Source organism: Pseudomonas antarctica, assembly GCF_001647715.1.
In the GTDB taxonomy this organism is placed as follows: Bacteria; Pseudomonadota; Gammaproteobacteria; order Pseudomonadales; family Pseudomonadaceae; genus Aquipseudomonas; species Aquipseudomonas antarctica_A.
The window spans coordinates 6,164,372-6,191,357 of the sequence record NZ_CP015600.1 but is presented as its reverse complement, the minus strand read 5'-3'; the positions used below and the strand labels follow the sequence as shown (position 1 = coordinate 6,191,357).

The following is a 26,986-nucleotide window of genomic DNA, read 5'->3' as shown; positions in this document are numbered from 1 at the left end:
AAGACACAAATAAAGAACACCTGATAACTTCTTTTAGTGACAGGATGAACATGAAAAAAATTGTTGGATTGACTCTTGGTATTGCGTGCCTGGCTGCGGCCTTAACTGTACAGGCGACTACCAATACCAGTGCCCAACTGGTCGTCAGGGGTACGATTACACCGGCAGCCTGCAACCTCAGCCTGGCCGGCAGCGGTATCATCGACTATGGCACGATTCGTTCGGGCGAATTGTCCCAGACGGCGTTCAATCCGCGCGAAGAGAAGACCACTTCCCTGATCGTCAATTGTGGCGCGACCCCTGCCCGGTTCGGCATCACCTTTACCGATCTGCAAGCGGGCAACAAAGTGACGGGTATCCTGGGTGCAGGCTTTACTGAAGCGCAGAACTTTGGTTTGGGGGCTGTAGGAACCCGTCGCACCGGTGGCTATTCGGTCACCCTCAGGGACCTGCGTTCGTCCGGCGTGGTGCTGCATCCGATCATGCGTATCGGTGCTGGCGCCTGGAATAACAGCGATGGCAAAGTTGCTCAATCGCCCACCCAATACTCGTGGCGCAATGGCGCAGCCTTTACACCCGCCGCGGTTAACCAATTGACGGGCACGCTTGCAGTGAAGGCTGTCATCAACCGAGCTCGGGACCTGGACCTGAGTCGAGATGTCTCTATTGATGGGCGCGCCACGCTTGTATTGAGTTACATCTAAGTAACGGAAAACAGCCAGCCAAGAAACTCATTATTTCTGGTTGGCTGTTTTTCTGTGGGCGCTTGACGGTCAATGGTCAACTTTATTAGTGGCGGGGAATATAGAGTGCGTGGTTTTTTAATAATAAGCAGTGCGTTATTGCGGGGTGCAAGCATTTGCCTTTTGTTTGCCACTGTTGCTGTGGCGGACGGTATGTATCCGGAAACAACGGTGGTGGTGCTTTATGAGGAAGACGGCGAAGCCACAATAAATATCAAGAATACCGATGCCGGGCCAGCGCTGCTTCATTCAGTCGTGGAAAACGTGCCGGAGGACCTGGAGCCGCTATTGATTGTCACGCCGCCCATCGCTCGTGTGGAGGCGGGCGAAACGCAACTGGTGCGGTTCATCGCCACCTTGAAGGAGCCGCTTAAGACCCAACGACTCAAGCGAGTGTCCTTCGAAGGTATTCCCCAGGCGCGCGCGGTGGATGGTGCGACCATCGGTATCACCCTTCGACAGAATTTGCCGCTGATCCTGCACCCACAAGGCTTGCCTCGGCACCATACGCCTTGGGAGTTGCTGAAGTGGAAGCGGGCGGGCGAGCGCCTCACTGTCCATAACGACAGTGCCTATGTCGTGCGCCTGGCGCCGGATGTGAAAGTGTTTCCAAAAGGCTTTCTGGCTACATTGCCACGCACCTACCTACTGCCGGGTGAAGTGCTGACGGCAGAGCTCGACAGCCCCTTGGGCAATGCGGCTGAGGTCGAGATACAGCCGGCTACGGTTTATGGGTTTACGGTAGACAACTACCGGGCTCCGATCGTAACCGATGGGGCTTGACTGACTCATGTCGAACCCTTCGAGTAATAGCATCGCGGCGTCTTTTTGGCCCTGCAGACCTACGCTTATCATGGGGTTTGCGACCCTGTGGAGTCTGCCCGGCCTGGTGTCGGCGATGGAGCTCGGGGAGGGTTTCGACCTCGCGTCACTGACAGCCCACGGCATCGATCCGAAGGTCTCCGACTACTTTCGCAACGCGGCGCGCTTTCGCGAAGGCGTCCAGGTGGTGGGGTTGCGGGTCAATGGGAACCCGCTTGGGCTGGTGGATGCACGGTTCGATCACGAGGGCCGCTTATGCTTCACCCGCGGGTTGCTGGAGAAAGCAGGATTAGTGACGCCCGGCGCGATCATTGAGGAAGGTGCTACGCCCGACCAGTCTTGCCATGACTTCTTCGGGGCATTCCCCACGACCATGGTCAAGTTGCGTCCCGGCACGGACGAGGTGACGCTGGTGGTGCCCACCCAATCGTTGCGTGATCCACAGTGGGACGCCGGGCATTTTTCCAAAGGCGGGACCGCGGCGTTGTTCAACTATGACGTGCTGGGTTTCGACAGCCGTTCGCGCAGCGGGCCCAGCCGGTTCGTTTCGGCCTATACCGAGGCAGGCTTTAACCTTGAGGATTGGATTGTTCGCAGCCGTCAATTCTATGTGTCCGATAATGGCAAGGCCCGTACCGAGCATCTATATGCCTACGCACAGCGGGACATTGCCGAGTTGCAATCGACTTTCCAGATGGGGCAGATTTCCAGTAATAACCCGCTGTTTGGTGGCGTCCAGTTATCTGGCCTGCAGTTTTTCCCCGATGGTCAATCACGTGTCGCTGCGGGCAGTAACAATGCCGTGGTCGAAGGGCTTGCCCAGAGCCCGTCACGCATAGAAGTTCGCCAGTCCGGCGTGTTGATTCACAGCACGCTGGTGCCTGAAGGTCCCTTCCGGCTGACGGGGTTGCCCTTGCTCAATGGCACCAGTGACCTGGAGGTCAGCGTGATCGACGTACGGGGCGCCAGGCGTAGCTTTGTGGTGCCCGCGGCCTCGTTTGCGGGGACTGTCCCGGCGGCGCCCGGTTACTATTTTTCTGTTGGCAAGCTGCGCAAGAATGCGGATGAAGAGGGGCCGTCACCGGTGGTCGCCATGGGGAGCGGCACTTGGGGTTTGGGGAGCAACTCGTCTGCGGGCTTTGGCTTATTGAGTACGGATGAGTACTGGTCGGCAGGTGGCACCCTGAGCAGTGTGTTTTTCCAGCGAGTTTCTGTGGCGGCGCGTCAAAACCTTTCTCGAGACGGCAAACGTGCAGTATCCGGGTCGCGCAGCAGCGTGTCGGTCACCAGCCCGGTATACGCCACTATCGACGTCAACCTCAGCGCAACCACCCAAACCCAGGGGTATCGTGAGGTACTTGAAGCCGGCCGGTCGTACGGGGTCGATGAATTGGGTTCGCGCTTCAAAAACCAATACACAGCAAGCGTGAGCTGGGCCGAACCCACGCTGGGCGTATTTTCTGCGGGCTATACCCGCAGTTCTCAATTTGACGGGCGAACGACCGAGCATGTGTCGGCCTCCTGGAACAAGTCATTCAGCCACGCCGATGTAACACTGATTGCGGATTCGCAGGTGGGCGGTACTCGAATGGGCCGTGACGCCACGCTTGCCGGCAGGCGACATGAGAGCGCTCTGGAGAATGACCTGTCCTTGCGTCTGCAGGTCAGCGTGCCGCTGGGACGGGATCGCCGGGTAAACAGCTATGCCAGCCGTCGCGGGGGCCGGTTCACCGCTGGCACATCGCTTAGCGAGCGGGTCAACGAGTCAGTGAATTACGAAGTGGGGGTCGAGCGCGACCTCAATGCTCGAGAACAATCGGTTCGCGGCAATGTGGACCTGTTGCCACGTTATACCCGCGTTGGCCTGGGTGTCAGCCATGATCCCCAGGGCACCAGCTATACGGGGCAGTTGCAGGGCGGCGTGGTGGCTCACGAGGGTGGGCTGACGTTTTCACCGTATACCGTGCAGGACACGTTCGGCATCGTCTCGGTAGGGGGTATCGGCGCTGCAAAAGTCCAGACGCCCCAAGGCCCTGTCTGGACTGACTACCGCGGGCAAGCGGTGATCGCAGGCTTGCCGGCCTACACCAACAGCCGAGTCGAGGTGCAAACCCAGTCCTTGCCCAAGCGCGTCGACCTGAAAAACGGCACCCAGATGCTCACAGCAGGCCGTGGGTCCTTCAATGCCGTGAATTTCGATGTGGTGAAAGTGCGCCGCGTGTTGCTTACCGCGAATGACCAGCACGGCCGGCCATTACCTCAAGGCGCCTCGGTATTCGGCAAGGGTGATCGCTTCCTGACCAACGTGGTGGGTGAGGGCATGATTTTTCTCAACGACGTCGAGGAGGCGCAAAGCCTGCGGGTTTCATTGCCGGACTCTTCCACCTGCCTGTTGCGGATTGATCTTGAGACCCAGCCAGACAATGACAAATTTTATGAAACCACTTCGGCGGTGTGCCATGGCCGTTAAGTTTGAAACATGGCCGTTGGTGTTGCTCTGCACGGTATTGGCGGCGCCTGAGGTCCTGGCCGAAAACTGTCGGCTCTCGGTGAGCCAGCCGCGCATTGACTATGGCGCCATCCGCAGGGAGGCGCTCGTTGCAAAAACCTCCATGGTGCTGGGTACGCGCTCATTGCGCGTGAACGTCATTTGCACTGAGCCTGCGGCCATGGCGTTGCGTTTTATCGGTGTTGCAGCAGACCGGCAGGGGTTTGTGTTTGGTCGGCAGGGGCGTTTTCGCTTGAGCCTCAAACACGCCCAGGTGGATGGACGTGCTGTCGAATGGTGGGCGGCTACGCACTTGCCCGGCGAGCCTGCCAGCGGGCAGTTGCTGCCCGGCCAGACCTTGGTGGCGCGGGCGGCAGGCGTGCCGGTAGCAGGCCGCCGACTGACAGCCCAGGTTGATATCGACACCGAACTGCCCGCTGGGGCCATGGAGGTACGCGACGAAACGCACCTTGAGGGGCAAGGCAGTTTCGAATTGATCAGCCCGGCTGTTCCACCGAGCCGATGAAATTGGCGAGCTCGGGTGTCTTGGGGTTGGCGAACAACGTTTTGGGGTCGCCTACTTCATGCACCTTGCCTTGGTGCATAAACACCAGTTTGTCCCCGACTTCCCGGGCAAAACGCATTTCGTGGGTCACCATGATCAAGGTCATGCCGTCCTTGGCCAGTTGGCGCACGACGCTGAGCACTTCATTGACCAGTTCCGGGTCCAGGGCGGAGGTGATTTCGTCGCACAGCAGCACTTTGGGCGACATGGCCAATGCGCGCGCAATGGCGACCCGTTGCTGCTGACCACCGGACAGGCGATCAGGGAAGGCGTCGAACTTCTCCCCCAGCCCGACCCGCTCCAGCATCTGCCTGGCAAGCTGTGCGGCTTTGGCCTTGGGCACTTTCTGCACCACTTGCGGTGCGAGCATGACGTTTTCGCCCACGGTCAGGTGCGGGAACAGGTTGAACTGCTGGAACACCATGCCGACTTTCTGCCGCAGGCTGCGCAGGTCGGCCCGGGCGGCGTCGAGGTATTCGCCATCGACTTCGATCACGCCGTCGTTGATGGATTCCAGGCCATTGAGGGTACGCAGCAAGGTGGATTTACCCGAGCCGCTGCGGCCGATGATCGCCACCACCTGGCCTTCTTCAACCGTCAGGTCGATGCCCTTGAGTACATGGTGATCGCCGTAATACTTATGCAGGGCGGAAATTCTAAGCAGAGGCATGCAGTCTCCTTTCCAGGTAGCGCGCACTGAGGGACAAGGGGTAGCAGAGCAGGAAGTAACCGAGGGCCACCAAGCCATAGACCATAAAGGGCTCGAAGGTGGCATTGGCGAGCATGCCGCCGGTTTTGGTCAGTTCGGTAAAACCGATGATCGAGGTCACGGCGGTGCCTTTGACCACTTGCACCGAGAAGCCAACCGTCGGCGCTACGGCAATCCGCAGCGCTTGGGGCAGGATTACGTAACGCAGTTGTTCAAGCGGGTTAAGGGCCAGGCTGGCCGACGCTTCCCACTGCCCGTGGGCGATGGACTCGACGCAGCCGCGCCAGATCTCGGCCAGGTAGGCACTGGTAAACAAGGTCAGGGCAATTGCCGCTGCCAGCCAGGGCGAGATATCCACCCCCAGCAGGGCAATGCCGAAAAACACCAGGAATAACTGCATCAGCAGCGGCGTACCCTGAAACAGTTCTATGTAGGTGCGTGCGACATTGCGCGGGAAGGCTTTGCGGCTGATGCGCATCGTCATTACTAACAAGCCGATCAGGCCGCCGCCGACAAACGCCACCAGCGACAGCAACAGGGTCCATTGCAGGCCAACAGCCAGGTTGCGCACGATGTCCCAGAACGAAAAATCACTCATCGGCTGTTCCTCATTACAAACCGTCGGCCAATCCAGTTGAGCAACTGGCGAATCATCAGCGCCATACACAGGTACACCAGGGTGGTCAGTGCGTAGGTTTCAAAGGCGCGGAAGTTGCGTGACTGAATGAAGTTGGCGGCAAAGCTCAGTTCCTCGGTGGCGATTTGCGAACACACCGCCGAACCCAGCATCACGATGATGATCTGGCTGCTCAGGGCCGGCCACACCTTGCCCAGAGCGGGCAGCAGCACCACATGACGGAACGCTTCAAAACGCGTCATCGCTAATGCTGCTGCCGCTTCCAGCTGGCCACGAGGGATGGCCTGGATGCCGGCGCGGATGATCTCGGTGGAGTAAGCCCCCAGGTTGATTACCATCGCCAGCACGGCGGCTTGCCACTCGGTGATTTTCAGCCCCAGTGACGGCAAACCGAAGAAGATGAAAAACAACTGCACCAGAAACGGCGTGTTGCGGATCAACTCGACATACACGCCGAAGAACCAGGCAAACGGCTGGATCTTCCACGCCCGGACCACGGCACCGACGGTGCCCAGGGCAACCCCCAGAATCGCGCCGATGGCCGTCAGTTCAAGCGTGAACAAGGCGCCGCGCAACAGCAGGTCGGTATTGGCCAGTACGGGCATAAAGTCGAATTGATAGGCCATGAATCAGCTCCGTCGCGTCAAAGATCGGCGGGCAGCGGCTCTTTGAGCCACTGCATCGCGTTCTTTTCCAGGCTGCCGTCGGCCTTGGCCGCCACCAGGATCTGGTTAACCTTCTCCAGCAGTGCCGGCTCGTTCTTGTTCACGCCCACGTACACCGGCGAGTCCTTGAGTTTCACTTTCAGTGCCGGTACGCGTTTGGGGTTGCGCTCGCTGATCGCCACCATCACCACGTTGCCGCTGGCAATCAGGTCGACCTGGCCGGCCAGGTAGGCGGCGATGGTCGAATTGTTGTCTTCGAAACGCTTGATGGTCGCTTCCTTGGGCGCAACGGCGGTCAGCTCGATGTCTTCGATGGCGCCGCGCGTCACGCTGATGGTTTTGCCCTTGAGGTCGTCGGTGGTGCTGATGGCCGCGTCAGGCGGACCGAACACAGCCAGGTAGAACGGCGCGTACGCCTTGGAGAAATCGATGACCTTTTCCCGCTCGGGGTTCTTGCCCAGGCTGGAAATCACCAGGTCGACCTTGCCGGTGGTGAGGAACGGGATGCGGTTGGTGCTGTTGACCGGGGTCAACTCCAGCTTGACCTTGAGCTGGTCGGCCAGCAGCTTGGCGGTGTCGATGTCCAGGCCGCGGGGTTTCATGTCAGGGCCGACCGAACCGAACGGCGGGAAGTCTTGAGGGACGGCGACCTTCAGGGTGCCACGGGCGACGATATCGTCCAGACCATTGGCCTGGGCGGGTGCCTGGCTCAGCATCAGGCTGGCAAACAGGGCAGTGAGCAGGGCGCTGTAGCGCTTGGTCATGGCAACTCTCCGAAAAGGGCGAAGGGATTTTCTGAATTTGCTCAGTGCACAGCCCATGCCATCACCCCTCGGATCGTCTGCAACGCCGGAATTTGTTGAGGTTCGGTGGTCTTACTGGTCTGAACAGTGATGACGCTTTTCGCACCTTTTTCGAGCGTCGACAAAACCCCGCGAGCCCCTTTGGGGCGTGGCTTGCCGACGGCCGCGAATAGCTTTACAACTAGCCGCTCAGTTGTCTGGAACCTTGAGTTTTTTATGAATTCCATTGCCCAAGCCGTACCGGAAGCGGCCCTGCAGGCCATCCGCAAACTGATCAAGGAACAGGGCTTCGCAGCGGGCGATGCATTGCCGTCCCAGCGCGACCTGGCGGTGCAATTGGGCGTAAGTCGGGCGTCGTTGCGCGAGGCGTTGTCGTCTTTGAGTGCCTTGGGTGTGGTGAGTGTGCAGCCGGGAAAAGGCGTCTTTGTGCAGGCGGCGGAAGACCCTCCGGGGTTTGCCTGGCCTTTTGCGGCCCAGGCCTCGCCGCTGGATATCTTCCAGTTGCGCTATGCCCTGGAGGGATTTGCAGCGGGGTTGGCGGCGGTGACGCTGACCCTCGATGAGTTGGACGGCCTGCAGGACAATGTCGAGGCAATGCGCAAGGTACTCAAGGCCGGCGACTTTGAAACCGCGGCCCGACTGGACTTCGAATTTCATCAGCGGATCCTGTTGGCCAGCGGTAATCAGGCGATGGTGAGCATTCTGAGTGCCAGCGCGGAGGTGTTCCTGGAGAGTCAGAAACTACCGTTCATCCGACCGGAGCGGGCCATGGAGACCTGGCAGGAACACCGCAAGATCCTGCGTGCACTGGCCCGGCGCTCCAGTGCGGTGGCGCAGAAAACCATGCAGGAGCACGTACGCAATGCGGCGTTGCGCACGGGCATAGCGTTCGTGACTCCCGTGACGCCGTGAGTTGGGCTATACCCAAACTCATGCATCACCATAGCAAGAGTCAATCAGAGGCGGCTTCCTGAACGAGGGAAGGGCGGCTATGATGGGCAACGTTTTTTTTGCTTACAATCCGGAGACATCCATGAGCAACGATCTTATCAAGCACGTCACCGACGCGACCTTTGAGGCCGAAGTACTCAAGGCTGCTGGCCCGGTGCTGGTTGACTACTGGGCTGAATGGTGCGGCCCTTGCAAAATGATCGCTCCTGTCCTGGACGACATTGCAACGACCTACGAAGGCAAACTGACCATTGCCAAGCTGAACATCGATGACAACCAGGAAACCCCGGCCAAGCACGGCGTGCGCGGTATTCCAACGCTGATGCTGTTCAAGAACGGCAACGTCGAGGCCACTAAAGTGGGCGCGCTGTCGAAGTCGCAACTGCAAGCTTTCCTCGACGCGAACATCTAAGCGTCGTCAAAAAAGCCCCGCAAATCGCGGGGCTTTTTCGTGAAACAGGGCTAGACGCTCCGAAATTCAGGTGGTACATTCGGCCCCGCACTGGTTTCTCCACTGCCCCCTGCAAGCCGTCGCCGACGCATTCCTTTTCGATTAGTACGCGATCCTGTCGCCTTCTCTGCGGCGCGGCCTCATTAAGCCAAAAGCTTAATTTCCCCCCTCCATAAATGATTACGTCATTCCTATATGAATCTGACTGAACTCAAGCAAAAGCCGATTACCGACCTGCTCCAATTGGCCGAAGAAATGGGCATAGAAAATATGGCCCGTTCGCGCAAGCAGGACGTGATTTTCTCCCTGCTCAAAAAGCACGCGAAAAGCGGCGAGGAAATCTCCGGTGATGGCGTGCTGGAGATTCTCCAGGACGGCTTCGGCTTCCTCCGCTCTGCAGACGCTTCCTATCTCGCCGGCCCAGACGACATCTATGTCTCGCCGAGCCAGATCCGTCGCTTCAACTTGCGCACCGGTGACACCATCGTTGGCAAGATCCGCCCTCCAAAGGAAGGCGAGCGTTATTTCGCCCTGCTCAAGGTCGACACGATCAACTTCGATCGTCCCGAGAACGCGAAAAACAAGATTCTCTTCGAGAACCTGACCCCGCTGTTCCCGACCGTGCGCATGAAGATGGAAGCCGGTAACGGTTCCACCGAAGACTTGACCGGTCGTGTTATCGACCTGTGCGCCCCGATCGGTAAAGGCCAGCGCGGCCTGATCGTCGCCCCGCCGAAAGCCGGTAAGACCATCATGCTGCAGAACATTGCAGCGAACATCGCACGTAACAACCCGGAAGTTCACCTGATCGTGCTGCTGATCGATGAGCGTCCGGAAGAAGTAACCGAAATGCAGCGCACCGTGCGCGGCGAAGTGGTTGCCTCGACGTTCGATGAGCCGCCAACCCGCCACGTGCAGGTTGCCGAAATGGTGATCGAGAAGGCCAAGCGCCTGGTCGAACACAAGAAAGACGTGGTGATCCTGCTCGACTCCATCACCCGTCTGGCCCGTGCCTACAACACCGTGATCCCGAGCTCCGGCAAGGTACTCACCGGTGGTGTCGATGCCCACGCCCTGGAGAAACCGAAGCGTTTCTTCGGCGCCGCGCGGAACATCGAAGAAGGCGGCTCGCTGACCATTATCGCCACCGCGCTGGTTGAAACCGGCTCGAAGATGGACGAAGTGATCTACGAAGAGTTCAAGGGTACCGGCAACATGGAACTGCCTCTGGACCGCCGTATCGCGGAAAAGCGTGTGTTCCCTGCGATCAACATCAACCGTTCCGGCACCCGCCGCGAAGAGTTGCTGACCGCCGACGACGAACTGCAGCGCATGTGGATCTTGCGCAAGCTGCTGCACCCGATGGACGAAGTAGCCGCCATCGAGTTCCTGATCGACAAGCTGAAAACCACCAAGACCAACGACGAGTTCTTCCTGTCGATGAAGCGTAAGTAATACGACGTTTCAGGTCTAAAAAATGGCGCCCTTTGTGGCGCCATTTTTTTGCATCGAAAAAGAGAGATTTGTGCGCTAATAGTGTCAGTTAAGAAACAAAAAGGTGGGTGCGGCTACGCTCACCTCCATCCGAATCAGGCTGATCGACGATTTATGACCGCTCTTGCTTACCGAAGGGACATTGATGGCTTGCGCGCCATCGCTGTCCTGGCTGTTGTGCTGTTCCATTTTGGAGTACCTGGCGTTACTGGCGGTTTTGTCGGCGTTGACGTGTTCTTCGTGATTTCAGGGTTCCTGATCACCTCGATCATCTGGCGCGAGCGTCAGGCCGGGCATTTCAGTTTTGTGGATTTTTGGGCCAGGCGGGCCAGGCGTATCCTGCCGGCGTTGATTGTGATGATGTCCGCATCATTGGCCGTCGGCTGGTTTTTGATGGCGCCCAAAGACTATTCAGAGCTGGGGCGGTCGATACACAACCAGGTGATATTCATCTCCAATCTGTTCTTCATGCGTCAGGACGGTTACTTCGACACGGCCTCCGACATGAAGCCCATGTTGCACACCTGGTCGCTATCGGTTGAAGAGCAGTTCTACATCGCCTTTCCACTCTTGCTGGCGTTGCTGTCGAGCCGGCTGAAGCAATGGCGCGGCGCCTTGTTTGTGTTGCTGCTGGTGTCATTTGCAGCGAGCGTATGGGCCGTGTCTCGGGAACCGGACAAGGCTTTCTTCCTGCTACCGATGCGAGCCTGGGAATTGTTGGCGGGTTCGATGCTGGCCGTCATGCCGGTGCGGGCTCGGCGGGCAAGCCCGATGCTGGCGCAAGCCGTCAGCGTGCTCAGCCTCGGCCTGATTATGGCAGCGGTATTTGGTTACGACGACAGCACCGCCTTCCCAGGGGCTGCCGCTTTGTTGCCGGTATTGGGTGTGGTGGGGCTGATTTGGGCCAACGGCCAGCAACCGACGTGGGTAGGGCGGCTGCTGGGCAGTCGTGTGTTGGTGGGCATTGGGCTGATTTCCTATTCCTGGTACCTGTGGCACTGGCCGGTGCTGGTGTTTGGCAAGTACGCCAGTATCTTTGGCCTGTCGCCGTGGGAGCTTGTGGCTCTGTTCGTCGTGAGCCTGGTGCTGGGTTATGCATCCTGGCGGTTTGTCGAAGGGCCGTTCCGTGAGCGGCGCTTGCTGGCAGGTCGCAGGTCGATTCTGGTAGCGGGTTTCCTTGGGCTTGCCAGCCTGGGCCTGGTCGGCAAAAGCCTGGTCTGGTCGGATGGTTTTGCATCGCGGCTGCCGCCCCAGGCGTTGCAATTTGCCAAGGCGCATACCTGGAGCCCCACACTCATGAGTTGCCTGTCGGACGATAAGAAAGACCCGCACCGTGAGCTGTGCCATTTTGGTCCACAGGCGAGCTCGGCTCGGGCAATGGTCTGGGGCGACAGCCATGCCTCGGCCCTGATTCCGGCATTGAATGACGGGGCGAGCAAGTACGACTTCAGCATCACCCAGGCCGGTTATGCCGGCTGCCTGCCTTTTTACAGGAAGGAAAACACGCCAGGTTGCAGTGCGTTCAACGAACGCGTGACCCAGTTGTTGAGCCAGGAACACTTCAGCGATGTGGTGTTGGTCGCCCGCTGGAGCCTCTACGTTTATGGCCAGCACTCCGGCGATACGGGCGCTTCGATTCATGATCCTGAGACGGGCAAGTATGACCGTGCTACCGCTGAGCACTTGTTCTCCGAGGGTTTGAGGGCGTTGGTGCAGCAACTCCGTGCCGGCGGCCATCGGGTCTGGTTGGTCAAGGAGGTGCCGCTGCAGGATTTCAATGTGCCTTATCGACTCAGCCGCTTGGCGATGTTAGGTCGCCCGACCGATCGAGAAGGCTTGCCACTGGCCGAGCACGTCCAGCGACAGGCCTATATCAGCAGCGTTTTTGAGCAAATCGCCGCGGCTGACCCGGGAGTCCAGCTCCTGGACCCTGCGCCAACGCTGTGTGCTGCAAACGGTTGGTGTCGGGTCGAACTGGGTGGCCAGTCGCTGTATACCGATGACAACCACCTTTCAAGCGTGGGCACGCGGTATGTAGAAGGGTTCCTTGAGCCCTTCTTCCGCAGCTTGCGCAATGCATCCGTTGAGTCGGATGTGAGTCGCAATGACGTGCAATAAGCTGCCAGCGCTCGTAAGAGCAGGTAGGATGTACGCCTATTTTACGGGTGGCATGGTTAATGAAATTCAAGGATCTTCGGGATTTCGTGCAGCAACTTGAGCAGCGCGGAGAGTTGAAACGTATCCAGGTGCCGATTTCCCCGGTGCTGGAAATGACTGAGATTTGCGACCGTACCTTGCGTAACAAGGGCCCGGCGCTGCTTTTCGAAAACCCGACCGGCTTTGATATCCCGGTGCTCGGCAACCTGTTCGGCACCCCCGACCGCGTGGCCTTTGGCATGGGGGCCGAGTCTGTCAGCGAACTGCGCGAGATCGGTAAGCTGCTGGCCTTCCTCAAGGAACCCGAGCCACCCAAGGGCTTGAAGGATGCCTGGTCGAAGCTGCCGATCTTCCGCAAGATCATTGCCATGGCACCCAAAGTCGTCAAGGACGCGGTGTGCCAGGAAGTGGTCATCGAGGGGGATGATGTCGACCTCGCCATGCTGCCGGTGCAGACCTGTTGGCCCGGCGATGTCGGCCCGCTGATTACCTGGGGCCTGACTGTCACCAAAGGCCCGAATAAAGATCGTCAGAACCTGGGCATCTACCGTCAGCAAGTGATCGGCCGCAACAAAGTGATCATGCGTTGGCTAAGCCACCGTGGCGGCGCCCTGGACTTCCGTGAGTGGTGCGAAAAACATCCCGGCAAGCCGTTCCCGGTCTCCGTGGCCCTGGGCGCCGACCCGGCGACCATCCTCGGCGCAGTGACCCCGGTGCCCGATAGCCTGTCCGAATACGCCTTTGCCGGCCTGCTGCGTGGCAATCGCACTGAGCTGGTGAAGTGCCGTGGGAATGATCTGCAAGTGCCGGCCACCGCTGAAATCATCCTGGAAGGGGTGATTCATCCGGGCGAAATGGCCGATGAAGGCCCTTATGGCGACCACACCGGCTATTACAACGAAGTCGACAGCTTCCCGGTGTTCACCGTCGAGCGCATCACCCACCGGATCAAGCCGATCTACCACAGCACCTACACCGGCCGGCCGCCGGATGAGCCGGCTATTCTCGGTGTGGCGCTGAACGAAGTGTTCGTACCGATCCTGCAAAAGCAGTTTCCTGAGATCACCGACTTCTACCTGCCGCCCGAAGGCTGCTCGTACCGCATGGCCATCGTCACCATGAAGAAGTCGTACCCAGGCCATGCCAAGCGGGTAATGCTCGGTGTGTGGTCGTTTTTACGACAGTTCATGTACACCAAGTTCGTTATTGTCACCGACGACGACATCAATGCCCGGGACTGGAACGACGTGATCTGGGCCATTACCACGCGCATGGACCCCAAGCGCGACACGGTAATGATCGATAACACGCCGATCGACTACCTGGACTTTGCTTCGCCGGTATCGGGCCTGGGCTCGAAGATGGGCCTGGATGCCACGCACAAATGGCCGGGTGAAACCACCCGCGAGTGGGGCCGGGTGATCGTCAAGGATGAAGCCGTGACCGCGCGCGTCGATGCGATCTGGAAAGAATTGGGAATAGATTGATGCGTGTAACCCTGCAACCTTCCGGCGCGGTACTGGACCTGGTCCCTGGCGAACGAATCCTCGAAGGCGCACGCCGCCTGGGCTACGAGTGCCCGCAGGCCTGCCGCAACGGCGTGTGCCATGTGTGTGCCGCGCTGCTGGTGGAAGGGCGGGTGCAGCAAGCCGGTGAAGTGCGCGATCACGGTGAGTTCTACACCTGCATCGCCGAACCGCTGGAAGATTGCGTTGTGCTGTGGGATGGCGTGTTGGCGCCGGGAGAGTTGCCGTTGCGCAAGTTGTCGTGCCAATTGAGTGAGTGTGTGGAAGTCGGTGGCGATGTGTGGCGCGTGCGCCTGCGCGCGCCGGCCGGTAAGGCGGTGCGTTACCACGCCGGGCAATACCTGATGATCGAACGGGACAACGGCGAGAAGTCGGCGTTTTCGCTGGCCTCGGCGCCCCACGCCGGGCGCGAGTTGGAGTTGCATGTGCTGGCCCGCGAGGACAGCGCTCGCAACCTGCTCGAGCAGTTGCAACGCGACCGGATGGCGCGCATTGAACTGCCGTTTGGCGATACCCATCTGGCCGAATTGCCGGACGGTCCGCTGGTGCTGATCGCTGCGGGTACGGGCATGGCGCAGATGCACAGCCTGATCGAGCATTGCCGCGCCTCGGGCTTCAAGCACCCGGTGCACCTGTATTGGGGCGTGCGACGTCCGGAAGACTTCTACGAGATCGAACACTGGGCGCAATGGCAGCAACTGCCGAACCTGTTCCTGCACAAAGTGGTCAGCGACCTGTGCGGTTGGGAAGGGCGCTGCGGGCTGCTGCATGAAGCCGTCTGTGAAGACATCAGCGACCTCAAGTCTGTGCATGTCTACGCCAGTGGTTCGCCGGCGATGATCTACGGCACCCTGGATGCATTGGTCGAGGCCGGCATGGATGCGCACCAGATGCGTGCCGATGTGTTTGCCTACGCGCCACGCCCTTGAAGCCTTGAGCTGAACTATTGTGGGAGCTGGCAAGCCAGCTCCCACATAGGTATGCAGCGTTCTTAGAAACGAACGCCTGCCGTCAGCATCGCGGCATTGAAGCCCAGTAACACCAGTTCGCTGGTCACCGGGCCGAAGTGAACCCCCACAGACGGAATGATCGCCGGTGCCACGCCGTAACGGTTGAGCGGGATTTTGTCCCGATACTTGCCGCTGTAGCCCTGAAGCGCGCCTGCGGTCACCTTCACGTAAAACGGCGAATCGACAATATCGTAGCGCTTGCCTGCGTACACGTAGTACGAACGCTGGCTGAACGAGTTGCGAAACGTCGCCCCGCCATACACCAACCCCGACGCCTCGTTGCGCTCCAGGTTGATCAAATCCTGATGGTTATTGTGCTGTGGGTCCGGTGAAAAGTGCCGGGTGTAGACGCTTGTCTGGGCGTACCAGAAGCCTTTGTCGTTTTCGGTGACAGCCTCAGAGGCCAGGGCGCTGGCGGCTTGTGCCAACAGCAGCAGGCCGCAATAAAAGTATTTCATGGTTCGACCTCGATAGTCGTTCGGATGGGCGGCTAATGTGGGGTCGCTAAACGTTGGCAGTTTGGCGGTTAACGTCCTGCATGGCCTGAACCTGCGCTGAAAGCTTGGTCGCCTATGCTTATTCATTTACGGTATTACTGATGTAGGAAAAATCTCATTAAGATATAAGGAACGGACTACCGACTATCTGCCAATAACCACTAACGGACCGCCACCGCCCACCAGCCGGATCGATCGTACGAACCAGAGCATTGAAGTTCTGATTGTTGATTCTTAGGGGAACGGTATGGGGAGCTATAAGAAACACACGCTGTACACAGCGATTTTGTCGGCAAATTTGCTGACCGCTGTGGGATTCAATCCAGTCCTTGCGAGCGAAACAGCTACCGCCGACGCACCAAAACTCGACACCGTGATCGTCACCGGCACTCGCGCCCAAGAGCGCACCGCCAGTGCTTCGTTGTCGCCCATCGACGTGATCTCCGGCGATACCCTGCGCAGCACCGGCTCCGATGAGCTGGGTGCGGTGTTGGCGCGCCTGATTCCGTCGATCAACTTCCCGCGCCCCAGCCTGGTGGATGGCGCCGAACTGGTGCGCCCTGCGCAGTTGCGCGGTTTGTCGCCGGACCAAGTGTTAGTGCTGGTCAACGGCAAACGCCGTCACACCAGTGCATTCGTCAACCTCGGCGGGGCCGTGGGTCGTGGCTCGGCCCCGGCGGACTTGAATGCCATCCCGCTGTCGGCCGTCGACCATATCGAAGTGCTGCGCGACGGCGCGTCGGCGCGCTATGGCTCTGACGCCATTGCCGGGGTGATCAACGTGATCCTCAAGCATGACGACCATGGCGGCTCGATTTCGACCAAGTTCGGCGAGTACAAAAAGGGTGACGGTATCCAGCGCAATGTCAGCGGCAACACCGGCCTGGCCTTGGGCGACAACGGCTTTATCAACCTTTCGGCCGAAGGCGCCGACAACGATTACACCAACCGCGCCGGGGATGATTTGCGCCCCGGCAGCATCGGCTCCACCACTTACGGGCAGCGTGTGTTCCGTCAGGGTGAGCCGGCCACCGATGAAGGCAAATTGCAGTTCAACTCCGAGTATTCCTTCAGCGAAGGGCTCGAGTTCTACACCTTTGGCGGTTACAGCAAACGCCGCGGTGAAACGGCAGCGTTCTACCGGGCAAGCAATGCGTCCAATAACATTGTGGCGCTCAACCCCAATGGCTACCTGCCGTTGATCAAGGGCAACCTGGAAGACAGCTCATTGGTCGTCGGTTTGCGTGGCTTGCTGGCTTACGACTGGCACTACGACCTGTCGGCCAACTACGGCAAAAATCAGTATGAGCTGAGTACCGACACCATCAACACCTCACTGGGCCTGGCCACGCCGCGAAAGTTCGACAATGGCACCCTGAGCAACGAGCAGAAACAAGTCAGCCTGGACCTGTCCCGTGAGTTCGGCGTGGGATTCCTGCCTTACCCGGTGTCGGTGGCCTTTGGCGGCGAATACCTGCACCAGGGTTATGAAATCGAAGCGGGCGACCCGGCGTCCTACTACCAGACCGGCAGCTCGGGCCTGGGTGGCTTCCGTGATGCCGATGCCGGCAGCAGTTCACGGCATAACTGGGCCCAGTACCTGGATCTGGAAACCAACTTCACCGAAAAACTCAGTGCTTCGGCCGCCGTGCGCCATGAGGACTACAGCGACTTCGGCTCCAATGTCAGCGGCTCGTTGTCGGCCCGCTATGACTTCACCCCGCAAGTGGCCCTGCGTGGCAGCATCTCCAACGGCTTTCGAGCGCCGTCTCTGGCCCAGCAGAACTTTGCCTACACCTCGTCACAGTTGATCGGCAGCACCATTCAGGAGGCCGGCACCTTCCCGGCCAACAGCAAGGTGGCCCGCTTGCTGGGCGCCGAAGACCTGAAAGCCGAGAAGTCGCGTAACTACAGCCTTGGCCTGGTGCTTGAACCTGCCGATGACCTGACCGTGACACTCGACGTGTACCGCATCGACATCCGCGACCGCATCAGCCTGTCGTCCAACCTCAATCTCAACCCGGCCACCATTGCCTACCTGCAAGCCAACGGTGTCGGCAACATCAACTACACCAGTGCCCGCTATTTCACCAACGCCACCGACACCAGTACCGACGGCGTCGATCTGGTGGCCAACTATCGTTACCAGTTCGATAATGGCATCCGCTGGAACAGCACGGTTGGCTACAACTACAACCACACCAAGGTCACGGACGTGAAGGCCAACCCGGCCATTCTGGACAGTCTGGGCGCCAATCTGGTGCGGGTGGACCGCCGCGAGCGTATCGGTTTACTCGGCGACACCACACCTCAGCACAAATTGAGCCTGGGTAACGATTTCACCTACGGCCGCTGGGCACTGCACAGCAATCTGGTGCGCTACGGCGAATTCACCAGTTACCAGGCGGACAACATCAACGACCAGACCTTCAAGGCTGCCTGGGTACTGGACCTGTCGGCGGACTACAAGCTGAAGAACTGGACCTTCACCCTGGGCGGCGACAACGTCACCGATAAATACCCGGAGAAGGTCAATGCCTACGCCAGCAGCGGCGGCAACCTCGCCTATAGCACTTTTTCGCCATACGGTTACAGCGGCGCGTTCTATTACGGTAAAGTTGCTTACAATTGGTAATAGCTTCTCGTAGCAACATTCTGTAGTGGCAAAGGAGACCTAAGCGATCCGCCATGACCGTTATTGAAACCGATCTTTTGCAATTGGCTTACCCTCCGCGGCTCGATCTGGGGCCGCAACTTACTCACGAGCAATTGATGAGCTCAATGCAGGCCACGATGGCCAAGCATAAGGGTGGGCCGGTCTGGCTATTCGCTTATGGTTCGCTGATCTGGCGTCCCGAATGCTCGTCGACCCAGCGCATGCGCGCGCGGGTTCACGGTTATCACCGTGGCCTGTACCTGTGGTCACACGAGCATCGGGGGACGCCGGAGTTGCCGGGGTTGGTGTTTGGCCTGGATCGTGGGGGTTCTTGCAGCGGGTTTGCCTACCGCTTGCCGGAAGACCAGCTTGAGGCTTCTCTTTATGCCTTGTGGCAGCGCGAGATGCCTTACCCCTCGTATCGGCCGCACTGGCTCAGCTGCCGTCTGGAAGATGGCAGTCAGGTACAGGCGTTGGGATTCGTGTTGGAGCGGCACTTGCCCAGCTATGCTGGCAACCTGCCCGATATCGTGCTCAACCACGTGTTGGAAAGTGCTTGCGGGCGTTACGGCACGACGCGCGATTACGTCGAGCAGACCGTTAACGCCCTGCGTAGCCACGCCATGCCAGATAAGAATCTGGAGGCGCGGCTCAAGCGTTGTGCTAAGGATTGTTCCGGCGATTAACGCGCCGTGCTGACGCTATTGGTGTGCCACAGCGTTGGGATCAGGAACGCGATCGCCAACAGGCAGGCGCCCACCAGCAACACAAAGCCACCGTCCCAGCCGAAATGGTCCACGGTGTAGCCCATGGCCGCACTCGCGGCCACCGAACCACCCAGGTAACCGAACAAGCCCGTGAAGCCTGCAGCGGTGCCCGCGGCTTTTTTCGGTGCCAGCTCCAGCGCCTGCAGACCGATCAGCATCACCGGGCCGTAGATCAGGAAGCCGATAGAGAACAGCGCAATCATGTCGACCATTGGGTTGCCTGGCGGGTTGAGCCAGTAAACCAGGGTCGCCACGGTGACCAAGGCCATGAACACGATGCCGGTCAGGCCTCGGTTGCCACGGAAGATCTTGTCCGACATCCAGCCGCACAGCAGCGTGCCCGGAATGCCCGCCCACTCGTAGAAGAAATACGCCCACGAGGTTTTATCCACGTCGAAGTGCTTGGCTTCCTTAAGGTAAGTCGGCGCCCAGTCCAATACGCCGTAGCGCAGCAGGTAGACGAAGACGTTGGCGAAGGCGATGTACCACAGCATTTTGTTGCGCAGCACGTACTTGACGAAGATTTCCTTGGCGCTGAATTCGTCTTCGTGGCTGGCGTCGTAGCCTTCCGGGTAATCGTTCTTGTATTGCTCGATAGGCGGCAGGCCGACCGATTGCGGGGTGTCGCGCATGGTGATGAAGGCAAACGCCGCCACCGCCAATGCCACGGTCGCCGGCACATAGAACGCGGCATGCCAGTCGTTGAACCAAGCCATGCCCAGCAGGAACAGCGGGCCGATCAGGCCTCCGCCGACGTTATGCGCCACGTTCCACACAGACACCACGCCACCGCGTTCTTTCTGCGACCACCAGTGCACCATGGTCCGTCCACTTGGCGGCCAGCCCATGCCCTGGGCCCAGCCGTTGATGAACAGCAAAATGAACATCATGGTCACGCTGGACGTTGCCCAAGGTGCGAAACCGAAAATGAACATCACGCCCGCCGATATCAGCAGGCCGAAGGGCAGGAAATAGCGCGGGTTAGAGCGGTCGGACACCAGGCCCATGAGGAATTTGGACAGTCCGTAGGCAATCGCAATCGCCGACATCGCCAGGCCCAGCTCACCACGGGTGTAACCCTCGTCGATCAAGTACGGCATGGCCAGCGAGAAGTTTTTGCGCAGCAGGTAGTACCCGGCGTAACCGAAGAAAATACCCGCGAAGATCTGCCAGCGCAGTCGTCGGTAGGTACTGTCTATTTTTTCTTCAGGCAGGGGCGCCTGGTGTGCGGCAGGACGGAAGAAAGCAAACATTCAAGAGCTCCAAATTTCTTGTTTTGACTGCGGATGCGAATGTTACAGTTTCGTTACCGAAAATAGCATCGCCTCTTATCTGCAAACACAGGAAATCCGAGCGATTGCATGTTCTCTTACGAACATGTCGCTAATGGATAAGTATGGGCCGTAATCAGCCTCTTCGAAGCACTGGAGATCAAAATGTGGGAGCTGGCTTGCCTGCGTTGCGGTCTGTCAGCTGCATTTGTTGGAGCTGACCCACCGCAATCGCAGGCAAGCCAGCGCCCACATTGACCGCGTTTCAAATCATTACCGGATCTGAACGACGACCTTGCCCACCGCCTTGCGCTGCCCCAGGTCGTTGATCGCGTGGGCAGCCTGTTCCAGCGGATACACCTGCGACACCAACGGCTTCAACTTGCCCTCGGCGTACCAGGTGAACAACTGCTGGAAGTTCGCCGCATTGTCCTGCGGCTGGCGCTGGGCGAACGAGCCCCAGAACACCCCCACCACGGACGCACCCTTGAGCAGCGCCAGGTTCACCGGCAGCTCGGGAATGCGCCCGCTGGCAAAGCCCACCACCAACAAACGGCCGTTCCAGGCGATACCACGAACAGCTTGGTCAAACAGATCGCCGCCTACCGGGTCGTAGATCACATCGACACCGTTGCCGTCGGTCAGGCGCTTGATTTCGTCCTTAAGGTTGGCTTCGCTGTAGTTGATCAACTCGTCCGCGCCGGCGGCCTTGGCTACGGCCAGTTTGTCTGCACTGCTGGCGGCGGCGATTACCCGGGCGCCCATGGCTTTACCGATTTCCACGGCAGCCAGGCCCACGCCACCCGAGGCACCGAGTACCAACAGGGTTTCGCCGGGTTGCAGGTTGGCCCTTTGTTTCAAGGCGTGCATCGAAGTGCCGTAGGTCATGCTGAAGGCCGCGGCGGTGTTGAAATCCATGCTCGGCGGGATCGGCAGCACGTTGTAGCCCGGCACGGCGACCTGCTCGGCAAAGCTGCCCCAGCCGGTCAGGGCCATGACCCGGTCGCCGACTTTCAAGTGGCTGAGTTTTTCACCGACTTCACTGACCACGCCGGCCGCTTCGCCACCCGGCGAGAATGGGAAAGGCGGCTTGAACTGGTATTTGCCCTCGATGATCAGGGTGTCCGGGAAATTGACCCCGGCCGCGTGCACGTCCAACAGGATTTCGTTCTTCTTGATCGCCGGGCTGGCGATCTCTTCCAGCACCAGGGTTTCGGCGGGGCCGAAGGCTTTGCACAGCACAGCTTTCATCGGACTATTCCTTTTGGCGTCGTGGCCGATAAGTGTAGGAGGGTACGCCCGTGGGTCAACGAGCATGCCCGGGCCTGATAAGTCGCCATAAGCTTGTGCTCAGCCTTGCTAGCGTTATGCTACCGGGCAATCGAATTTGAGGAATGAACTGTGAAAGCGTGGATCCTGTTGATGCTCGCCCTGACCTTGCCGATGGCAGCCCAGGCCGAAGAAGCGAAAGAAGGCGAGGCGCCCAAGGTCAGCTATTACAGTCTGAACCCGCCCTTCGTGGGCAATTACGGCCTGGATGGCACAACGAAACTCAAGGTGTTCAAGGCCGACATCGCCTTGCGAGTGACTGGCCCCGAAGCCCTTGCCGCGGTCAAGGCCAACGAGCCATTGATTCGTAACCAGATGGTTGCGCTGTTCACCCAGCAGACCAACGAAGCCATGAGTACGGTCGAAGGCAAAGAAAAACTGCGCCAGGAAGCCTTGAAGCAAACCCAGCAAGTCATGAACGACGAAACCGGCAAGCCGGTGGTGGAAGACCTGTTGTTCAACAACTTGATCATCCAGTAACGGTTCCTTGTGGCGAGCGGGCTTGCCCCGCGTTGGGTGGCGAAGCCGCCCCAAAACCATACGCCTCGGTACACCTGAAACAATGTGGTGAATCTGGATGGGGCTGCTGCGCAGCCCAACGTGGGGCAAGCCCGCTCGCCACAGTTAAGAAGCCAGGCTTTTGCGAAACCTGGCCAACGCCACCGCAAAAAACACCAGGCCAATCGCCGCCAGCGCCAGCAAGTCCGGCCACACCACACTCACGCCCGCATCCCGGAACAGAATCGCTGCGCTCAGGCTCACAAAGTGCGTCGACGGCGAGCCCTGCATCACCCACTGTAGCCACTCGGGCATGCTGTCCAGCGGCGTGCTGCCACCGGACAGCAACAGCATTGGGATGATCACCGGAATTGCCAGCAAACCGAATTGCGGCGTCGAGCGAGCGAGGGTGGCGAGGAAGATCCCCAGTGCGGTACTCGCAAACAGATACAGCGCCGTCACAAACAGGAACAGGCTCATGGACCCGGCCAGCGGCACGCCGAGCAAGCCTTTGACCACCAGCTCCAGGGACAGCCAGGTGCACAGCACCACCACCAGCATGTTGCTCCAGATTTTCGCCAGCATGATTTCCAGTGCGGTCAGCGGCAGTACCAATAAATGATCAAGCGTGCCGTGCTCGCGCTCGCGCAGCAGCGCGGTGCCGGTCAGCACGATGGCCAGGATGGTGATGTTGTTGACGATCTGGATCACCGCCAGGAACCAGCCGCCTTCCAGGTTGGTGTTGAACAGCGCCCGGGTGGTCAGCAGCGCGGGTAACGTCTGACTGGCATTGGCCTGGCCGCTGTAGCTCAGCAGCTCACGTTGGAAAATCCTGCCGATGTAGCCTGCGCCCATGAACGCCTGGCTCATCGCCGTGGCATCGACGTTCACCTGCACGCCCGGTTGCCGCCCGGCCAACACGTCGGCCTGGAAATTTGCCGGCACGTTGATCACGAAGGTGTACTCGCCGCTGTCCATGACCTTATCCAGTTGGTCATAGGCCAGCGGCACCGGTGGTTGAAACTCCGGCGGTTGCAATGCTTCGGCCATCTGCCGCGACAGCGCGCTGTGGTCTTCATCGACAAAGGCCACGCTGGCGTTGTGCACGCCAATTACCGAGCCGGCGGCGGGCATGTAGATCGCAACAGTAAAGGCGTAGGCCAGAAACAGCAGCAACACGCTGTCGTGGCGCAGGCTGGTGAGTTCCTTGATACCCAGGCGCAGGATGTGAGCGAGCTTGTGCATCAGGCCTCCTGCTTCTTGAGCATGATCAAACTCAGCCCGGTGAACCCGACAAAAAACCCGAACAGCGCCAGGCACTGCGGCCACAACTGGCGCAGGTCGAGGGCCTTGGTAAAGGTGCCCACCGCGATATCCAGAAAGTGCCCGGCGGGAAACAACGTGCCCATCAGTGCGGCCGCGCCTTCCAGGGACGAGCGCGGCACGATCAGCCCGGAGAACTGGATGGTCGGCAGGCTGGTGATGATCATGGTGCCGAGGATCGCCGCAATTTGAGTGCGGGTGAACGCTGAGATCAGCAGGCCCATGCTCGTTGTGGCCAGCACATACAGCAAGCCGCCAAATGCCAGGGTCAACCCGCTGCCTTTAAACGGTACACCGAACAGCCAGCGGTTCATCGCCACCAGCAGCGCCAGGTTGACCAGGCTCACGGCCAGATAGGGGGCCTGTTTGCCCAGCAGGAATTCCAGGCGGGTCAGGGGCGTGGCATAGAAGTTGGTGATCGAGCCCAGCTCTTTCTCGCGCACGATGCCCAGCGCGGTGAGCATCGCAGGGATAAACGCCAGGATCAGCGCCATCACGCCCGGGCCGATGGCATTCACGCTGACCACGTCCTGGTTATAGCGAAAGCGCGTTTCGAGCTTGGCGGTGGCTGGGGCGTTCAAGGGCAGGCTGCTCAGCGCGGCCAGTTGCTGGAGGTTGCCCAGGTGCACGGCTTCCACATAGTTGCGGCTGGTCTCCGCGCGAAACGGCATGCCGCCGTCGAGCCACGCGGCTACCGTGGGTTGGCGACCGGCGTAGAGGTCGCGGCCAAAGCCGGGCGGGATTTCCAGCGCCAGTTTGATTTCAGAGCGCTGCAGGCGACGGTGCAATTCATTGGCGTCGCTGATGGGCGCTTGTTCGGCGAAGTAGCGCGAACTGCGAAAGGCTTCCAGGTAGGCACGGCTCTGCGGGGTCTGGTCCTGGTCGTAGACGGCGAAGGCGAGGTTTTCCACGTCCAGGGAAATCCCGTAGCCGAAGATCACCATCATGAACATCGCCCCCAGCAGGGCGAAGGCCATGCGCACTTTATCGCGCAGCAGCTCCTTGCCTTCGCGGCCCGCCACGGCCAATAGCCGAGCCAGGCTGAAACCGTGTTTGCTGACGGGCGCTGCGCCGGTATCGCTGACGGTTGCGCTCGGCGCGGCAGGTTCCGGTTCGCCTTGTGCCTGCTCCAGGCAGGTGACGAACGCAGCTTCGAGGGTGTCGCCATGGAATTGCTTTTGCAGTGCGTCGGGCGTGTCGCAGGCGAGCACCTTGCCCGCGTGCATCAGGGAGATGCGGTCGCAGCGTTGGGCCTCGTTCATAAAGTGGGTGGACAGGAAGATCGTCACGCCTTGTTCGCGGGACAGCTCGATCAGCAATCGCCAGAAATCATCCCGCGCCGCCGGGTCGACGCCCGAGGTGGGCTCATCGAGGATCAGCACTTCCGGGCGATGCAGCACCGCCACGGCCAATGACAGGCGCTGGCGCAGGCCCAGCGGCAACTCGCCGGACGGCTGCTCGGCTACATCACTGAGGTCGACGCGCTTGATCAGCTCGTCGATCCGCGGGCCGGCATCAGCCTTGGGCAAGTCGAACAGTTGCGCGTGCAGCACCAGGTTCTGGCGCACGCTGAGTTCGCCGTACAACGAAAAACTTTGCGACATGAAACCCACGCGCTTGCGGGTCGCCAGGTCCTTGGCATTCACCGGGTTGCCGAGCAGCGTGGCGCTGCCTTCGGTGGCCGGCATCAGCCCGGTGAGGACTTTCATGGTGGTGGTCTTGCCGCAACCGTTAGAGCCCAGGAAGCCGAAAATCTCACCTCGGCCGATGGCGAAGCTGACTTTATCCACCGCGGTGAAATCACCAAAACGCAGCGTCAGGTCGTGGGCTTCGATGGCGATATCGGTGTTATCGCTGTTACGCGGCGGAATCACCAGCGGCTGATTGTTGTGGGCACTGTCGCCCTGGAAGTGGGTAAAGGCCTCATCCAGCTTGCCGCTGGGTGTCGCGGCCGCCAATTCGCTGCTGAGGCCGTCGGCGATCAGTTTGCCGCGATCCAGCATCAGGCAGTGTTCGAACTGCTCGGCTTCTTCCATGTAGGCCGTGGCCACCAGCAGCGTCAGCTGCGGGCGTTCGTGGCGTACGGTTTCGACCAACTCCCAAAAGCGTCGGCGCGACAGTGGGTCGACGCCGGTGGTGGGCTCGTCGAGGATCAGCAGGTCCGGGTCGTGGATCAGCGCGCAGCACAGGCCGAGTTTCTGCTTCATGCCACCGGACAGCTTGCCGGCCGGGCGCTCGGCGAAGCGCGCGAGGTCGGTGGCCAGCAGCAGGTTGTGCATGCGCTGCTCGCAATCGGCTTTTGACAAACCGAACAGTGTGGCGAAGAAACGGATGTTCTCGCTGATGGACAGTTCGGGGTACAGGTTGCCGCCCAGGCCTTGGGGCATGAAGGCGATGCGTGGGTACAGGCTGTTGCGGTGGTGGCGGTCTTCGATAGAGCCACCGAGTACTTCCAGTTGCCCCGCCTGAAGCTTTTTAACTCCGGCGATCAGCCCCAGCAGGCTCGACTTGCCCGCGCCATCCGGGCCGATCAAGCCGCAGCGTGTGCCGGCGGGCAGGCTGAAGGCGATATCGACGAGTGCCTGTTGCTTGCCGTAGCGGTGGTTGATCCCCGTGGCGTGCAGCGCCAGGTCGGTCATTGCAGGTTGGCCGGCCAGTCGATATCAGCCGTGCGCACGTAGCCGGCGCCGGGCATGCCCGGCTTGGCTTGCGGTACGGCGCTGGGTTGAGTCAGCCGCAGCTTGACGCGGAACACCAGCTTCTGACGCTCGTCGCGGGTCTCGACCTCCTTGGGCGTGAACTGCGATTTGTCGGCGACAAAGCTGATTTTCGCCGGCAGCGGTTGCTGGGGCAGGGCGTCGAGCAGGATGCGTGCGTCACTGCCGACGGTCAGGCGACCGGTGATGGACGCGGGCAGGTACAGGTTCATGTACTGATCATTGGGATCAATCAGCAACAAAACTCGGCCACCCGCGCCAAGCACTTCGCCAGGCTCGGCCAGGCGTAACTGGATGATGCCGTCGATGGGCGCACGCAGGCTGCTGTCGTCGATTTCGCTGGTGAGCTGGGCCACCTGAGCCTGGGCCGCGCCAATGGCGGCTTTCACCGCATTGACCTGAGCTTGCGCGGCAATCACGGCGGCGTTGCCGGTGTTCTGACGCGCTTGCTGCTGGTCGATCAACTGGCTGCTGGCGAAGCCGCGCTTATACAGTTCCTGGGTGCGCCTGAGTTCCTGGCTGGCCAGCAGTTGTTCACTCTGGCGCAGCTGCACGTTGGCTTCGGCGGCGGCGAAGTTTTCCTTGGCGCGCAGCACTTCGGCTTCGGCCTGGGCGCGCTGGGCTTCGAGGGTGCGGGTGTCCATGCGCGCCAGCAATTGGCCTTTGAGCACCTTGTCGCCTTCGTCCACGCGCACTTCGGCCAGGCGCCCGGGGATCTTGGCGGCGATCTGCACTTCGGTGGATTCCAGGCGACCATTGCCCATGCTCAAGCCTTCTGGCAGGCGGTCTTGGGTGGATCGCCAGTAACCGAAGCCGCCGGCACCCAGCAACAGGGCGATCAGGGCAATAGCGAAAAGGCGCGACATATGGCGGTTCGTAGACATGGCTGCATCCTGCGGCATTAGCG

At 59.9% G+C, this 26,986-nt stretch carries 23 protein-coding genes; 13 read left to right on the top strand and 10 right to left on the bottom strand.

What is annotated here, in order from left to right; translation table 11 throughout:
* The first annotated feature begins 50 nt into the window (after positions 1–50).
* From A7J50_RS28205 to A7J50_RS28190, 4 genes are all read left to right on the top strand, one after another.
* Positions 51–704 carry a DUF1120 domain-containing protein gene (locus A7J50_RS28205; RefSeq protein WP_064454664.1) on the top strand — a complete coding sequence of 218 codons (654 nt, stop codon included), beginning with the start codon at positions 51–53 and terminating at the stop codon, positions 702–704.
* Positions 705–776: 72 nt separating this feature from the next.
* On the top strand, positions 777–1,526 hold the full coding sequence (locus A7J50_RS28200) for a fimbria/pilus chaperone family protein (RefSeq protein ID WP_082895964.1): 750 nt from the start codon (positions 777–779) through the stop codon (positions 1,524–1,526).
* A 70-nt stretch (positions 1,527–1,596) separates the two neighbouring features.
* Entirely contained in the window at positions 1,597–4,035 is a 2,439-nt protein-coding gene (locus A7J50_RS28195) for a fimbria/pilus outer membrane usher protein (RefSeq protein ID WP_064454662.1), read from the top strand.
* Complete coding sequence (locus tag A7J50_RS28190) at positions 4,025–4,579, top strand: hypothetical protein (protein ID WP_064454661.1); 555 nt, start codon at positions 4,025–4,027, stop codon at positions 4,577–4,579. Before A7J50_RS28195 ends, A7J50_RS28190 begins: the two co-directional genes overlap by 11 nt.
* Here the strand turns inward: A7J50_RS28190 and A7J50_RS28185 are convergent.
* Genes A7J50_RS28185 through A7J50_RS28170 form a run of 4 tightly spaced genes read right to left on the bottom strand, consistent with a single transcriptional unit; the run spans position 4,551 to position 7,393 of the window.
* Positions 4,551–5,288, bottom strand: coding sequence for an amino acid ABC transporter ATP-binding protein (locus A7J50_RS28185; protein WP_064454660.1), 738 nt, complete (start codon positions 5,286–5,288; stop codon positions 4,551–4,553). The genes A7J50_RS28190 and A7J50_RS28185 overlap by 29 nt on opposite strands.
* Positions 5,275–5,925 (bottom strand): amino acid ABC transporter permease, encoded by a 651-nt coding sequence (locus tag A7J50_RS28180; RefSeq protein ID WP_064454659.1) that lies wholly within the window; start codon positions 5,923–5,925, stop codon positions 5,275–5,277. The genes A7J50_RS28185 and A7J50_RS28180 overlap by 14 nt, the downstream gene beginning before the upstream one ends.
* Positions 5,922–6,590, bottom strand: coding sequence for an amino acid ABC transporter permease (locus A7J50_RS28175; RefSeq protein WP_064454658.1), 669 nt, complete (start codon positions 6,588–6,590; stop codon positions 5,922–5,924). The genes A7J50_RS28180 and A7J50_RS28175 overlap by 4 nt, the downstream gene beginning before the upstream one ends.
* A 17-nt stretch (positions 6,591–6,607) precedes the next feature.
* On the bottom strand, positions 6,608–7,393 hold the full coding sequence (locus A7J50_RS28170) for a transporter substrate-binding domain-containing protein (protein WP_064454657.1): 786 nt from the start codon (positions 7,391–7,393) through the stop codon (positions 6,608–6,610).
* 255 nt (positions 7,394–7,648) lie between these two features.
* Here A7J50_RS28170 and A7J50_RS28165 point away from each other — a divergent pair, with 255 nt between their 5' ends.
* From A7J50_RS28165 to A7J50_RS28140, 6 genes are all read left to right on the top strand, one after another.
* A complete protein-coding gene (locus tag A7J50_RS28165) occupies positions 7,649–8,344 on the top strand; it encodes a FadR/GntR family transcriptional regulator (protein ID WP_064454656.1) in 696 nt (231 codons plus the stop codon).
* A 121-nt stretch (positions 8,345–8,465) separates the two neighbouring features.
* Positions 8,466–8,795: a thioredoxin TrxA gene (gene trxA / locus A7J50_RS28160; RefSeq protein WP_015886460.1), complete on the top strand. Its 330-nt coding sequence runs from the start codon at positions 8,466–8,468 to the stop codon at positions 8,793–8,795.
* A 234-nt stretch (positions 8,796–9,029) separates the two neighbouring features.
* Positions 9,030–10,289 carry a transcription termination factor Rho gene (rho, locus tag A7J50_RS28155; RefSeq protein WP_003176825.1) on the top strand — a complete coding sequence of 420 codons (1,260 nt, stop codon included), beginning with the start codon at positions 9,030–9,032 and terminating at the stop codon, positions 10,287–10,289.
* A 153-nt stretch (positions 10,290–10,442) separates the two neighbouring features.
* The gene (locus A7J50_RS28150) at positions 10,443–12,446 is read left to right on the top strand and encodes an acyltransferase family protein (RefSeq protein WP_064454655.1); all 2,004 of its coding nucleotides are present in this window, start codon (positions 10,443–10,445) and stop codon (positions 12,444–12,446) included.
* Between the two features lie 59 nt (positions 12,447–12,505).
* Positions 12,506–13,972, top strand: coding sequence for a 4-hydroxy-3-polyprenylbenzoate decarboxylase (gene ubiD / locus A7J50_RS28145; protein ID WP_053258591.1), 1,467 nt, complete (start codon positions 12,506–12,508; stop codon positions 13,970–13,972).
* Entirely contained in the window at positions 13,972–14,940 is a 969-nt protein-coding gene (locus A7J50_RS28140; RefSeq protein ID WP_064454654.1) for a CDP-6-deoxy-delta-3,4-glucoseen reductase, read from the top strand. Before ubiD ends, A7J50_RS28140 begins: the two co-directional genes overlap by 1 nt.
* Positions 14,941–15,002: 62 nt before the next feature.
* Here the strand turns inward: A7J50_RS28140 and A7J50_RS28135 are convergent, their stop codons facing one another.
* Positions 15,003–15,479, bottom strand: a complete 477-nt coding sequence (locus A7J50_RS28135; protein WP_064454653.1) for a hypothetical protein — start codon at positions 15,477–15,479, stop codon at positions 15,003–15,005.
* Positions 15,480–15,765: 286 nt separating this feature from the next.
* On the opposite strand from A7J50_RS28135, the gene A7J50_RS28130 reads away from it, so the two are divergent.
* Positions 15,766–18,153, top strand: a complete 2,388-nt coding sequence (locus A7J50_RS28130; RefSeq protein ID WP_064454652.1) for a TonB-dependent receptor plug domain-containing protein — start codon at positions 15,766–15,768, stop codon at positions 18,151–18,153.
* Positions 18,154–18,206: 53 nt separating this feature from the next.
* Entirely contained in the window at positions 18,207–18,860 is a 654-nt protein-coding gene (locus tag A7J50_RS28125) for a gamma-glutamylcyclotransferase (RefSeq protein WP_064454651.1), read from the top strand.
* Here A7J50_RS28125 and glpT read toward each other — a convergent pair.
* Entirely contained in the window at positions 18,857–20,194 is a 1,338-nt protein-coding gene (gene glpT / locus A7J50_RS28120) for a glycerol-3-phosphate transporter (RefSeq protein WP_064454650.1), read from the bottom strand. The genes A7J50_RS28125 and glpT overlap by 4 nt on opposite strands.
* A gap of 291 nt (positions 20,195–20,485) precedes the next feature.
* Entirely contained in the window at positions 20,486–21,463 is a 978-nt protein-coding gene (locus A7J50_RS28115; protein ID WP_064454649.1) for an NADPH:quinone oxidoreductase family protein, read from the bottom strand.
* 150 nt (positions 21,464–21,613) lie between these two features.
* Between A7J50_RS28115 and A7J50_RS28110 the strand changes: the two genes are divergently transcribed.
* The gene (locus A7J50_RS28110; protein WP_064454648.1) at positions 21,614–22,021 is read left to right on the top strand and encodes a flagellar basal body-associated protein FliL; all 408 of its coding nucleotides are present in this window, start codon (positions 21,614–21,616) and stop codon (positions 22,019–22,021) included.
* Between the two features lie 144 nt (positions 22,022–22,165).
* Here the strand turns inward: A7J50_RS28110 and A7J50_RS28105 are convergent, their stop codons facing one another.
* The 3 genes from A7J50_RS28105 to A7J50_RS28095 are packed head-to-tail and all read right to left on the bottom strand — an operon-like array spanning position 22,166 to position 26,963.
* The gene (locus tag A7J50_RS28105; protein WP_064454647.1) at positions 22,166–23,284 is read right to left on the bottom strand and encodes an ABC transporter permease; all 1,119 of its coding nucleotides are present in this window, start codon (positions 23,282–23,284) and stop codon (positions 22,166–22,168) included.
* Positions 23,284–26,001, bottom strand: a complete 2,718-nt coding sequence (gene rbbA, locus A7J50_RS28100) for a ribosome-associated ATPase/putative transporter RbbA (RefSeq protein ID WP_064454646.1) — start codon at positions 25,999–26,001, stop codon at positions 23,284–23,286. The genes A7J50_RS28105 and rbbA overlap by 1 nt, the downstream gene beginning before the upstream one ends.
* Positions 25,998–26,963, bottom strand: coding sequence for an HlyD family secretion protein (locus A7J50_RS28095; RefSeq protein WP_064454645.1), 966 nt, complete (start codon positions 26,961–26,963; stop codon positions 25,998–26,000). Before A7J50_RS28095 ends, rbbA begins: the two co-directional genes overlap by 4 nt.
* Between the last annotated feature and the right edge of the window lie 23 nt (positions 26,964–26,986).